General features: G+C 54.2%; 8 protein-coding genes and 1 tRNA gene. 3 read left to right on the top strand and 6 right to left on the bottom strand.

The window, feature by feature from the left end; translation table 11 throughout:
- Nucleotides 1-82: 82 nt before the first annotated feature.
- The 6 genes from AAFM46_RS09455 to AAFM46_RS09430 form a co-directional block, all read right to left on the bottom strand.
- Nucleotides 83-1,564, bottom strand: coding sequence for a DNA cytosine methyltransferase (locus AAFM46_RS09455; RefSeq protein WP_343317514.1), 1,482 nt, complete (start codon nucleotides 1,562-1,564; stop codon nucleotides 83-85).
- Between the two features lie 334 nt (nucleotides 1,565-1,898).
- The gene (locus AAFM46_RS09450) at nucleotides 1,899-3,974 is read right to left on the bottom strand and encodes an AIPR family protein (protein ID WP_343317513.1); all 2,076 of its coding nucleotides are present in this window, start codon (nucleotides 3,972-3,974) and stop codon (nucleotides 1,899-1,901) included.
- Nucleotides 3,971-4,795 carry a PD-(D/E)XK motif protein gene (locus AAFM46_RS09445; protein WP_343320427.1) on the bottom strand — a complete coding sequence of 275 codons (825 nt, stop codon included), beginning with the start codon at nucleotides 4,793-4,795 and terminating at the stop codon, nucleotides 3,971-3,973. The genes AAFM46_RS09450 and AAFM46_RS09445 overlap by 4 nt, the downstream gene beginning before the upstream one ends.
- 121 nt (nucleotides 4,796-4,916) lie before the next feature.
- Complete coding sequence (locus AAFM46_RS09440; RefSeq protein WP_343317512.1) at nucleotides 4,917-7,778, bottom strand: Z1 domain-containing protein; 2,862 nt, start codon at nucleotides 7,776-7,778, stop codon at nucleotides 4,917-4,919.
- Complete coding sequence (locus tag AAFM46_RS09435; protein WP_343317510.1) at nucleotides 7,765-9,240, bottom strand: ATP-binding protein; 1,476 nt, start codon at nucleotides 9,238-9,240, stop codon at nucleotides 7,765-7,767. Before AAFM46_RS09435 ends, AAFM46_RS09440 begins: the two co-directional genes overlap by 14 nt.
- A gap of 751 nt (nucleotides 9,241-9,991) precedes the next feature.
- A tRNA-Arg gene (locus AAFM46_RS09430) sits at nucleotides 9,992-10,067 on the bottom strand.
- Between the two features lie 184 nt (nucleotides 10,068-10,251).
- On the opposite strand from AAFM46_RS09430, the gene ssb reads away from it, so the two are divergent.
- The 3 genes from ssb (at nucleotide 10,252) to ettA (ending at nucleotide 13,378) form a co-directional block, all read left to right on the top strand.
- On the top strand, nucleotides 10,252-10,920 hold the full coding sequence (gene ssb, locus AAFM46_RS09425; protein ID WP_343317509.1) for a single-stranded DNA-binding protein: 669 nt from the start codon (nucleotides 10,252-10,254) through the stop codon (nucleotides 10,918-10,920).
- Between the two features lie 56 nt (nucleotides 10,921-10,976).
- Entirely contained in the window at nucleotides 10,977-11,492 is a 516-nt protein-coding gene (locus AAFM46_RS09420; protein ID WP_343317508.1) for a hypothetical protein, read from the top strand.
- Nucleotides 11,493-11,695: 203 nt separating this feature from the next.
- On the top strand, nucleotides 11,696-13,378 hold the full coding sequence (gene ettA / locus AAFM46_RS09415) for an energy-dependent translational throttle protein EttA (RefSeq protein ID WP_283527496.1): 1,683 nt from the start codon (nucleotides 11,696-11,698) through the stop codon (nucleotides 13,376-13,378).
- The last annotated feature ends 93 nt before the right edge of the window (nucleotides 13,379-13,471 follow it).

Here is a 13,471-nt window from a genome sequence, read left to right as displayed (position 1 = left end):
GTTTGTGTGACGCGCCACCCAAGTTTTCTTAGAATGCTATCGACAAGCCACCTTTCTCTGCCTAATCGACAATGAATACAGGTTATGCGGTCACTTCTGAATCCTTTTTGTGAATATCTAATGTGCCGAGCATCTGTGCGACGAGTTCTCCTATTTGCTTTGATAGAAGGGGTGGGACAGCGTTTCCTACCTGATGGAATTGTTGTGTCCGCGGGCCTTCGAAGAAATAGTTATCTGGGAAGGACTGTAAGCGCGCAGCCTCACGCACAGTAAAACTGCGCGCTTGGCGGGGGTCCGGGTGGATGTAGTAGTGACCATCCTTGGATATATGGGAGACCACAGTTGTTGCCGGCGTGTCCCAAACCTGCACCCTAAACCGGTCAGTAAACGGTGTGCCGACTTTACCAATGTTCCTGTGTTCAGGATGAAGCGAGGGTGGTAAATCAGTGTACTTTGGACTCTTTCCCAGACGTTGGGCCAGCTCCGCCATGACGCGGTAACGTACCAAGTCTGAGACCATGTGAGCTCGAGGATTATGCTGAATAGGTTCGTTCAGTTCTGTCTCGCTGATCCAGTCCACGTAGCTCTCCACGGCTTTGGCGCCAGGCTTCAAAGGCTCAAGTTTTGAAGGTGACTCGACTGAACGAATATCGCGCAGGGCGGCCGTTTGAACTGCGCTCCAGTCTTGGGCGATTTTCGGCTTGCGGTACGACGTCTCGGCTTGGACAGCGGGCATCCCTCGCAAAGCTGCTCGAACAGTCACTGGTCCGTCAGCCTTGTTGAGTACTTGCCTCGGGATCAAGTGAACAACATCACTCCGAACTCCAAGCAAGATCACTCGGTGCCGTTTCTGAGGAACACCATAGTCTTCCGATCGGATGATGAAGTCATTAGGTGCAATATCGTTTGGTTCTGCATCTACCACGAGTGAACGAATCTCGTAGCTGACACCGCTAGGCAGGCGTTTAAGATCGGCAAGGATTGTTTGGAACATGCTCTGATCACCATTTTTCGATGAAAGCAGTCCCTTGACGTTTTCCATGACAAAAATGGTCGGCTTGAACTTACCTAAGATGTGAAGGTACTCGCGGTAGAGAAAATGCTTGTGGTCGAAGGCAAAATTTTCGTCACCAGTGCGGCGAGACCGGCCAGCGAGGGAGTAAGCCTGGCATGGCGGACCTCCAATGAGGGCCCAGTCACCTCTCGTGTCCTCTGGCCCCAGCTGTAGTTCTATGTGTTCGTCCACTTTTGGACGATTTTCTTCGCCTAGTTCAACGCGATAGACATGCTGCTTGGCTGCCATGTAGGCCTCTTTGAAGTCACCCTTGAGTGTTTCTGGCCAGGTCTTTGCACCACTTATGTATTCAAAGTACGGCTGCAGATCGCCGCCAATGCGCAGTAGCTCTCGGTACGTAGCACGCAACCGAAGAGTCTGACAGGCGAAACTGTCCATTTCGAATGATGCTAGTGTCTTGAAGGCATAGTTGCCTGCTTCATCCTTGACACTTGAGAATCCTTCGTTAAGACCTCCCGGCCCTGCGAACAGGTCGATGATTGGAAACACTTGTACTCCTTAGTATCCGACACTCCAGGATACCAGGAGAGAGACACTTCCTTGGCATTGGAGGTGTTCCGTGGATCCATTCACGAACGTTGGGCGCGGCATGCGGTTCAGCCTATCTCAGCTACCGCCAACCGGTACGGGGCTATTAATCGGCAGTATTAAGGCGAAACGGCTCACCCCTTGCTCGGGCCTCTTGAAGTTTCGGATCTGGGCGAATTCGCTCTTACCGCCCTCCTTGCGTTCTATGAGGCTTGAACCTCACTGAGCGGGCAAGCGGGAACTTTGAGAAAGGCGCGCCATGCTATGACACGCCGTTGCCCAGTGCCATTCAGACTTAGGGCTCGAAGTCTGAAAATCCATATGAGTTGGCAGCAGCCACAAATTTCAAGAGTCTCGTCGCTTGAAGGTCCGAAGGCACCTTCTTGCCTCCAGCAACCATCATCTTTAAGATGCCGTGGTCGGTGGGCGCGCCGAGCCGTCTTTCAGACGCGAAAACCTCGAGGGCGCGCCAGCTCTCCTGCGGAATCTCGTAGAGACGAGTCAATCCTCGCAGTTGATCATTTAGCTTTTCGGTCTCGACTGCCGCTACTTTGCGATCTCTGGCCTGGTATGCGTCTACCATCCATGCCGACAGCTGTGGTGGAAACTCGAGGGGGAGCGCCTTGACCTTCACCCAGCAGGCTTCCTTTTTTGCCCATTCTGTAACGTTCTGCACTTCCCGTGTGGGTGAAGTGAGGACTTTCTTTACGCCAAGGGCTATCTGCAGGGAGAACTTCAATACAACGGGATCTACCGATTGCCTAGTCCAAATATCGGCAAAATTCATGGCGCCCAATCGATGGCTGGTCTCTACGACGTGAGCGAGTTTAGCAACTGTGTAAGTCACGATATTGGCAAGATATCCTGCTTCATACCAATCGGCGGCTTGGATTTCTCTGCGAATTGAGTTGAAAAGTATGCTCCGGGCCACGATATCTTTGAAGTATTCAACATTGACTGAATCTGGCCCGTCTTTTTTGTTCCAAGCATCGGTGACTGCAGACGCATAAGCGCTGAAGTTCTTTTGCGCACCCGCACTCACCGTAGAAGGACGGTGCATCCAGGACATCTCATATTTTGCCAAATCAGTCTTGGTAATCACCTGAGTGCGCGGGAAGGTCTTCTCAAATCGCAGAGACTCTGACTTTGACAGTCGGTTCTTCTCCGTGAAGTACTGTCCCTTAGTTCGTTCGTAGAACCACTTCGTTTGGTACGTTTGCCCGGCCACTGCAGGGACAAGCGTCCTTCGGGCGAGTTCCTCAATGCGCACATGAAAAGGCGCGTTGGAGAAAAAGTCAGACGTGCTGACCGCGTTCTGGCTATTCGCGAATCGTGAGATATCGGGCACCAGACGTGATGCACTTTCGTCATCGACGACGACAAGCTTCATTGGGACATTTACCAAGTCCCAGTCCTTGAGCTTGGCCTTCTCCTTGGCTACGTAGAAGAGTGATGCCGTAGTCTGACCACCATTGACGATTTGCAAGTCCTTTATCGTTAGGATACTTCTCCCATCGTGGGACAGCTCGACGTTGGACGCGGTCGCCGTGATTCCGTTGTTGAATGCAAGGAAGCGGTCTGGCTCTCGATAAACCGTTTGTCTAATGCCTTGGTTGACCTTGCCTCTGTTTGACAAATACGAGCGGACGTTAGATTCCAAGAGGCGACTTCCGTGGGCCTCGTATAGGTCTGCAAGAAGCTGGCCTGGCAACGCTGCAAGATAGATGGAGGAATCGGCGCTGCCCTTTACTTCCAAGGCTTCGATTCCTGCGGGTACCCACTTGGTGAGATCTATGACGAGTTCTTCGCGCCCCATGTTCGATGCCGCAAGTGCTTCGAGTCGCCGAATGTCCCAAACGTGGAACTCCACCGGTACATCTAGAAGATCACCGTTTTCTGGAGCTTTTGCTCGTTCATTTAGGACACCATTTGTGAGATAAAAGAGTTTGTACTTGGACGCGCTTTTGCCCCGCAGTTCCAAATCGTAAGCCAGTTGGTATGCTGGGCTGCTCTCTTCGCGACCTGGCCGGAACTGGCCCGACGTTGATTCCTTGAGGAAGTTGAATAGGGCGTTGAGAGCCCCTGTGATTTCCGCCTGCCGGACAACCCGTGGCTCAGCGGTTTCGAAATAATCCGAGACGACTAAGACGATGCTGTCGTCACTGTTAGACAGGTCGTAGCCGTCCACCCTGAGATTGCGGTTTCTACTCCCTGTACCTTCGAAGTACGCAACTTGCAGATCTTCCATCTCTCCGGCCTCCGCCAGATGTTCGCCCACGACCGCGGTGAACGTCTCGACTTGGAAATCGCCTTCTACCTCAGCCTTCGTTCCGACTTCGGACTGGAATTCCGCATAGAAGTCAACGCTCATGCCAGCTCTCCCACGGGCTGCAGCTGCGGAAGATCACAGCGAAACTCATCAAGCTTCTGGAGATCTAGCGCATAGGTTACACGTGAAATTGCTTCGGGAAGTTGTTCCGAAACAATGCGAGGGAAACCGTCCGTGATGGAGTAGAAAACCGCCTCGCCCGCCAAGAACCAATAGCTGTCATACGCGGGATCACTGGGATCAAAGCCTAATTCTCCGAATGCCAAGTCCAAGGCGTCATTTCCGACTGCTGAAAGCTTCGTCCGGGTTTCCGCGACCAAGTCCGGTAGCGTCCGATAGCCATGGTCTGCTCCAGCTGCCTCAGAAACGACCACGACGGCCAGGGTCAAATTTGCAGCCCCGAGCTGATCTTCGCTGCTGATCCTTATGGACTGAAATCCAGCAGTTCGGCTCTTGACCTCGAATGCAGCCGTTTGGAAGTTGTAGTCTTGGTCCGCCTCGAAAGGGCCGGTCCACGCCAGCACGGCCGTATCTGCTGGTATGTGCGGGGCAAGAACCTCGAAACCAAAATGTAGTTCCCCGAAGAGACCGCGCATTTCGTTTCTGCTTAGTTGCTGTCCCCACCCACGGCGTAGTAGCCGAGTCCAGTGTTCTATGGAATCTTCCACCGCCTGGAGACCCGCCGGTTCCGTGGCCGTCGCGCTGACTTCCCTATGCATGAGTGAGCAGAAGAGCTGGAAGGGCTCACTGAGGGACTTATCTCTCAAAATAAAGGTCTGGGTCCATAGCCCGTCGGATCTGTGACCCTCCCGCACATCTATTGCGAGTGATATAGATCGCTTCGGCGGCTGGATAGTGCTCATATAACCGAACGTCAGGTTCCCTGCTTCGTCTGCACCGTAGTACATCCGAATGCTCAAGCCGGCATCGACCTCCCAGTTTCCGCTGCCAGACTTCAATACACGCTCGCTCCACAATTGGGTGCTAAACATTAGTATCCTCCTGCGAATCTTCGCCTTCAAGGGCCGCATATTGGGCCTTCCATGCCCGGGCGGCCACCGTGTTGTGCAGATATGTCGCCACGCCGTCGCGGCCAGCCTTTGTGTCGAGCTTCTTCGTCCGAGGCAGAGCGAGCTTCAGTGCCACCAAGCTTGTCACGTCCGTGATCGGCTTCGATATCAGCTTGGCATCTGGACGTTTTGACGGCTTGATCATTTGGATCGGTTGGAGGACATAAATCAACAACGCCGGCCGATCCATGTACTGATAGTAGTACTCCTCATTCGAAGGCAATTTGCCATCGACGGATTTCATCGCCGCAAGCTTTTCAGCCGAGAGAACGTGTCGAAGATCTTGGCTACCCGCAAGTCGGGCGCTACTTCCACTGACTGCGAAATACCCATCCCGGGGGAGCAGCGCTCGCGTGACCATCCTTGGCATCTCTAGGCCTGACGGCAGCAACCATCGCTCGTTCCCCTTTTGACCTCCGACGAAAACCACGTCCCAATGGGTGTAAGTATCTGACGAGCTTCCCCGGACCACGGCTGCCAGAGCCTCGCTGTCCAAGAGACGGGCAGCATGAGAGAACGTGTATTTGTCCAAGAAGGCGGCAATGTGGTGCTTGGCAACGTCTCTGATGACAGTTGTGGACTCAGAGACTGAATGGGTGGTTAATCCCATGGCAGACACCAGCTGGGCAGCTGCGTGCTCGTTCGATTTCAGGGCTTCCGGATCCGCAGGAATTTTGGTTGTTTCCAACCTGTAGTTAGTGAGGTCGATCGTGCTGGGCGCACTCGTCGCGCTCCGGGACTTGTTCCGGGCGGTAATGAGGAGTGATTCCGGATGCTGTTGGACAGCTAGCCCGAAATCCAGCGGCGTGAGCCCTTGTTCGGACATGGTCTTGATTTGGCGTTTGAGCTGCCTTATTGCCTGTTCTACGAATCGGTAGTCGACTCTCTTGTCACTAGGTATCCACAGCCTAACGAGGTCGAAGTAGCCATCGCGGTACCCGAACCAGCGTGCCATCTGCATCATAGTGTCGGCAGCCATGGGACTTCGGTAAAAGTAACTTGTGAGGAGGTTGTTGAGAGTCAACCCACGACTGAGCAAATCACCGCCGATGGCAATCTGCCGGGAAGGAACTACAGCCTCAAATGCTTCGTCTTCGCCCAGCCGATTTGGCTTGGAGTTGTAGACCTTTACACGGATGGGCGAAGCAGAGTCTGGCAGAACGGCCAAGACCTCCTCCCACGTCGAGCCGCACTCAGCAAATTCAGCTTCAAAGACAATTTTCAGTCTTGCCAGGGATTGTCCCTGCTGTCCGCCGACCTCCATGCCACCAAAGGCCTCCAACGCATCCTGAGTCCTGGCTAGATAGGACTGAACCAAGTCGGCTATACGATTCTGAACGTCGGTGAATTTCGAGACGTTGATGAGCATGGAGCGGGCGTCTTTGGCCCGACCCCGCAGGTCGAATAACGCGTTTGCCAAGATATACGTGTCGATGGCATCCAGAAGCGTTTCCGGAAGCTCCTCTACTTCGCGATCTTTAGCATGCTTGAGTGGGACTACCGACTCACAGTCGCTGTTGTCATTTAGCCCGTTGATAGCAGGATCTTCGTAGGTGCCAAATGTCCGTTTGAGCCCCACATAGTTTTTCGGGGCTTTCAGCGAATGAATGTAGTGCTCCGGAAACAAATCTTTGGTATCGAGAGTCTCGGCATCCAGACCTGTTGAAGCCTTGCCCTTTTGTGGCTTCTTCCCAACGTCCCCATACCCCTCATGGTTAATGAAAATGTTGGCGAATGGAGTGGCTGTTACTGCTAGATACGAGGACCGCGCGTAACGGGAAAGTATGCGTCTAATAGCCGAATTAATCTTGGTGGGGTCGCTGCCGTCCGCCGATGTGTCGACGGAGGCATAGTCCGATTCGTCATCGATGATCAATGCCGCGGCATCGACGATGCTGGCCCCGTCCGCCTGATTCTTTGACCACTGATCGACGGCATCTAGGACGTAGCTGTTCTTCTTGACGACAAATATGTATGGATACTCCGAGTCCTTCGTTACCAGAGCCAGATTGTGGCCTTCATTCTTGAGTTGCAAGTAGTCATAGAACGGGGTGGTCATGCCATTGGCATGAAGTGACTTGTCGAGGAGTCCGATCCCGATTCTGTTGGACGTCGATGCACTCGAGTTGACCTTTTTGAGCAATTTTGAACCGTCGCGTCCAATAAAGTCAGAATCCACTCGCTCCTGAGTTTGTTTCCGAAGGTACTCAGTGTTCCCGGCTAGAACGATGATGACCTTGTAGCCCGCGTCGGCCGCCTTGTTTGCCACCGCCAAGAAGGTCTGGGTCTTGCCCGACTGGACGTCTCCAATGGCCAATCCTTTTCGGTTCCAAGTGCGCTCCTCTCGGGGGTTGCCAGCCAGATCGAGAATACGATCGGTGGCGTCGTCGAGATCATTGACGACTTGGGGAGACCTCCCCTGATTACGTAAGAGCTTCTTATATGCGCTCCAGCGGCGCCATTCCACATTCTTCTCTAGGAGAGCCTTCTTCAGCCATTCCTCGTGATCTGATTTCAAGGTGACATCGATGTCCGGCTCGGTGTCACCGAGATCGATGATGCCCCATTCTTCGCAGAGTGTCCGCACGACGCCCTCGAGTTGGGCTGCCGTTGCTGTAGGAGCGAAAGGCCGCAGGGCCTGCACGGATTGACGAATGTCGTCCTCCGTCAAATTGAATTTGTCCCCTTCGACATCCACAATATTGTGCCGGGCGGTTACCATCCGCCGAATCACGTCGAGCTCATCTGCGATATTCGACAGGTCAATCAGTGGCATCGTAGGCGCTCCTCAGTAGTTCTTCTGCCATGTTGGCGCTCGAAAATGGTTCCGACAAAATGTATGTTTCGACAAATTGATCCTGCTGCACCCCTAGCCGATGTGCGGCACTTGCGAGATTCTTCGCGGTGACGAGCATTTCTTCGTCGTTCGCCCGGGGCTCAGCAAATTTCTGGTCTTGACCAAGCCTGCTATAGACATCGTTAACCGGGAAGCCGCGTTCAGCCGTCGACAAGAGTTCCTCCAGCAAGAATCTGGCTTGCGGTAGGTCATGGAGCGTATTCATGAGGGACGACACCATGGGGTGGCGCCTATTGAGCTCGTAGCGGAATTCCCCTCGCTCGTCGATATGGTTCCATATGCGGACCACTGCTGTCTGACCAAGTCTTCGCCCCCTGTAGGTAAAGACGCGTGTGCTAGGAGCAATGATCCGATCGGCGATTCGCTTGAGCTGGTCCCGTACGAGGGGTGGTGGCATCGCCTGGGCCTTCTTGATATCGAGCGCCCACAAATGATCCAAGCTGTTAGGGATATCGACGCGGACCCGCGCCAGTTTCCCAAGTTCTTGTTTCGGAACGATCCTGAACCATGTGCCCCATATTACCAAGCGCTTCTCGCGATAGACGTAGAACCCCTGGCTGTCGCGAAAGGAGCCCCCCATTTGGGCTGTTAGAACCTCTTGCTCACTGAGTTTGTTTCTTTGGGGGAGGGTAAATGCTCGGACCAAAACAGTTTCGCCGTCAATGGACAGCGGCTGGATAGGGCCATGCATTGTCGCCGTATTGGCTTCAAGCATGGGGTCAGCCCCGACAACGTTGCGGCCATTGATTGAGATCCCTAACGAACGGCCGGTCTCGCCTGAGATGAAACGGTGGAATACCAGTCCCAAGTGTTCCTTGGCGTTAGTCAGTTCGTCGGCCAGATCCAATTCAGATCGATTCGTGTCAGGAAGAAGCCTGTCCAATTTTCGCCAGAGGACCAGCGTGCCTGTCTCTTGCTCGTTTAGCAGCCCAACACAGGGAAGATCCTCGATTTCCTCCGGGGAGAGTTCGAGCAGTGACCATGACTGTGTTTCAACCAAGAAATCAAGGTCCCACTCGTATGCGACTACCGATTCACCTTGTTTTTTCGATGCCACCGTGAGGGAGCGGCATTGAGACAAAGATGCCGTCTTGAGCCCCAGCCCGAATCGTCCTAGGTCTTTCTCCCCACGTTTGGCATCAGGGGAGGTTCCGGCCAGCCTCATTGCATGCGTAGCCGTTTCTGCGCTCATGCCGAGTCCATCATCGAGTATTGCTACGAATGGTTCCCCGCTTGGCGGTGCCACGATCTGGATCCGTCCCGCGTCTGCAGATATTGAATTGTCGATGATGTCGGCCAGTGCGGTAGGGAACGTATATCCAACAGCTCGGATTGATTCCATGAGCTGCGGGTCGGGAGTCAACTCGATTGCAGCCCTCATACCAGTTCCGTCATATCAACGGGAATTTCCGAGGCGAGCTCAACGCCAGCGCGTGGGTAGCCAGGTGACCATCTTGAGTGCAGCGCAGGTTTATGACGGGTGCCCATTCGTTGAAATACTCCCCCATGAAAGTGGTTGAACTTGAAGCGACAAGTGTCTGATTAACGATTACCATACCTGTGTTCTGATGGAATGCTCGTACTACGGATACCATTCCTTGACCCCCATACGAAAGTGTATGCACTCGCTGGCCGCGCCGTGGAAATCACCCACTAGCATCACGGAATTCAAGCCGCGTGGCGGATGGTGTCTGAAGTCCTTCGGCTGACTATCATCAGTGTCGACCGTTAGGGCCTAGTTTTCGACGCGAGTATGGGAACTTATGAACAGCGTTGAGTCGCCGGGCGTCTCAGAACGGGGCCGTCAATACTATGCGATGTAAGTATGCGAAATGCCGGTGGGCTTGTAGTCGCGGTCGGACGCCAGCCGGTGACGTGGGCAAGGGAGACCGGGGACCATTGCCACGAGTAGGGCAGAGGGTGTGGATGCTTGGAGTGTTGATGGCAGACGATGAATATTGTTGGTCATTCACTCGAAAACGTGAGCAGAAATTGAACCTATTCCCGCCCCAAGCAAGCCAAAAACGTGACCAAGTTTTCGTTCAAAAACGTGAGTAAAACGTGACTTGGGCTGTTTTGGGCCCTAAGCGACTCTGACCTGCGGGATATATCCGCAGGTCAGAGGCCGTTTTTGGTGCCCCGGGCGGGAATTGAACCCACGACCAAGAGATTAGAAGGCTCCTGCTCTATCCGCTGAGCTACCGAGGCGTGGCCCTAAAGAGGGACCGCATCTAAATTATCAGGTTTATTGCATTATCTCTTCCTCCACCGGGGCCATCACCCAACGGTTCGTCCACATTCGGGTCTTGCCCACTTCCGAATGCGGTCATGCAGGCGTTTGCTTGATCCAAGTGAACACCGCCGCAGCTGCGGCTCAACGAAAGGCAGAGCAATGGCTAATCATGTCAGCATTAGAGGGTTTGTAAGTTCCGAATTTGAGATGCGAAACACTACTACTGGGCTGGTTATTGGAAACTTCCGGATCGGTTCAACCGAGCGTCGCCAAGATCCGATCACCAAGTTGTGGGTTGACGGTCGCACAAATTGGTATCGGATTAACGTTTTTCGTTCGTTGGCGCAGAATGCCGTTTCCAGTATCCACAAGGGCGACCGCATCATGGTGATGGGCAAGCTCAACATCAAGTCTTTCCTTCGTAAAGACGGCACGCACGGGACCAGTGTCGAAATAGATGCGGAGAGTGTGGGTCCGGACCTGCAATTTGGGACTGCCCTTTTCAGGCGCATGGCAAGCGCGCATCCTGCAGGAGAGAACAAATTTTCGCAAGAGTCCAACGTTGCGGCCGGGACGCACCTTTCTGTAGTGGGAAATGATGAAGACCAAACCTACGATGACGCCGATGATGATGCCGACGGCGGAGCCGACCAGCTCCATGGGTTTGCGGCAGTTGCAGCTGCGATTCACGCCCATGCTGAAGATGATCAAGATGATCAAGATGATGAATACGACGACACAGTGCCCGAGCACGATTCTGGTCTGAACGACGGCGAACGTGCAGATCATCAGACAGGTGAGATTCTCAAGACTGCCGCGCCTTTCTAATTCTGAACTCCTCATGCGCAACAGACAAGTCCTGACCGTCATGGCAGACTGGTCAAGTGACTTTGGAAAAGATGACATCCCGTGATCAGTCTGCGCTGCACAGCATTAGGGCTCGTTCTTTTGGAGTGGCAGTTCTGTTAGTCGTGGCACTGGCTCTAGGCGGGTGTTCCTTGCTGCCCTCTGGGCCCGCTGATTCCGGTTCGGTTCAGGGAAGCCCCACTACAGCTGCGGCCAAGAACTCCAGTGAGGCAGAAATGGAACCCACGGAACTTCCGACTGCAGCGCAAGAGTTCTCCGCCAGGGTAAGAGACTCTCTCACTAAGCTTGCTGGCGTTACAAAGTCGCCTAACCGGGATCAAATGATGTCCGCCATGCTCGAAGCCGGTGCGGAAAAAGATAAAGTTGAATTATCCATCGACATCACCCCAACGGGACTTGCCGTTGATGCCATAGAGTCAGCATCCCCGGTGGGAGAGGAATGTGTGGTTGGCCAGGTACGCGACGGCAACGTTGCAGTGACAATACTTCCCGTCTTGGCATCTGGACGCTGCTTCGTTGGCGACGTCCACTAGCTCTCTGCCGGAAAGCCGTTATTTAGGAGATATTCCCAGTAGCGAGGTACCGCTATAGAGCGCTACTGCGGGAAGAGACCAGCTACCCAGAGCGCGCAATGAGGCGTCAACTACAGGATTCCAAACGTAGTTCCAACGCCGGGTTCCTCACTTAGCCGTAGAGGAATGTGGGATATCCGCTTGCACCCACTAACCTTGGGACTATGGCGGAATTTATTTATACGATGTCCAACACCCGTAAGGCTGTTGGCGACAAACTCATTCTTGACAACGTAAGCATGTCTTTTTATCCCGGCGCCAAGATCGGTGTTGTTGGGCCTAACGGTGCTGGCAAGTCCACCATCTTGAAGATCATGGCCGGCTTGGATACACCTTCCAATGGTGAGGCTCGCCTGAGCCCTGGCTACACTGTGGGCATTTTGCTCCAGGAGCCGCCGCTCAACGAGGAAAAGACTGTTCTTGGAAACGTCCAAGAAGGTGTTGGTGAGATCTACGCGAAGATCACCCGTTACAACGAGATCTCAGAGGAAATGGCCAGCCCCGACGCTGACTTTGACACTCTGCTCGAAGAGATGGGCAAGCTGCAGGAAGCCATTGACACTGCCGACGCCTGGGACATTGACTCCCAGCTTGAGCAGGCCATGGACGCATTGCAGTGCCCGCCGGGAGATGCCGACGTCACAGTACTTTCTGGTGGTGAGCGCCGCCGTGTTGCATTGTGCAAATTGCTGTTGCAGAAACCTGACCTATTGCTCCTTGATGAGCCCACTAACCACCTCGATGCCGAAAGCGTCCAGTGGTTGGAGTTGCACTTGAAGAACTACGCTGGCGCAGTCCTCGCCGTGACTCACGATAGGTACTTCCTGGATCACGTCGCCGAATGGATCGCCGAAGTGGACCGCGGCAAGCTGTACCCCTATGAGGGCAACTACTCCACGTACCTGGAGAAGAAGCGCGCCCGCCTGGAAGTCCAAGGTAAGAAGGACGCCAAACAGGCCAAGCGCCTCACCGAGGAACTCGATTGGGTTCGCTCCAATGCCAAGGGTCGCCAGACCAAGTCCAAGGCGCGTCTTGCCCGCTACGAGGAAATGGCTGCCGAGGCAGATCGTACCCGCAAGCTCGACTTTGAAGAGATTCAGATTCCACCAGGCCCGCGTTTGGGTGGAATCGTGCTCGAAGCAGAAAACCTAAAAAAGGGTTACGGCGATCGCGTTTTGATCGATGGCCTCTCCTTTACACTGCCGCGCAACGGCATCGTTGGGGTCATTGGCCCGAACGGTGTGGGTAAGTCAACGCTCTTTAAGACCATCGTTGGCCTTGAAGAGCTGGATGGTGGCAAGCTCAAGGTGGGCGACTCGGTCAAGATTTCCTACGCTGACCAGAGCCGTGGCGGCATCGACCCAGATAAAACACTCTGGGAAGTTGTCTCCGATGGACTGGACTTCATCCAGGTTGGACAGGTAGAAATGCCTTCTCGGGCCTACGTTGCCGCATTCGGCTTCAAGGGTCCGGATCAGCAGAAGAAGGCAGGTGTGCTCTCCGGTGGTGAGCGCAACCGGCTGAACTTGGCGCTGACCCTGAAACAGGGTGGCAACCTTTTGCTCTTGGATGAGCCCACTAACGACCTTGACGTGGAAACTCTTAGCAGCCTTGAAAACGCTTTGCTTGAATTCCCGGGCTGCGCCGTAGTGGTATCGCACGATCGCTGGTTCCTTGACCGGGTCGCGACTCACATCCTTGCCTATGAAGGCACCAATGAGAACCCGGCCAACTGGCACTGGTTTGAAGGTAACTACGACTCCTACGAGGAAAACAAGGTTGAGCGTCTTGGCGCCGATGCGGCACGTCCGCACCGCGTGACGCACCGCCGCCTCACACGCGACTAGCGCCTCACACGCGACTAGCGCCGAACATGCGTGAGCGTGGCTCACGCATGGCGCAACAATAATGGCCGGCCCCACTGGGACCGGCCATTATTT

It is taken from the genome of Arthrobacter sp. TMP15, from assembly GCF_039529835.1.
Taxonomy (GTDB): Bacteria; Actinomycetota; Actinomycetes; order Actinomycetales; family Micrococcaceae; genus Specibacter.
Note: the sequence above shows the minus strand (reverse complement) of the source record. Positions and strands in the feature narration are given on the sequence as shown.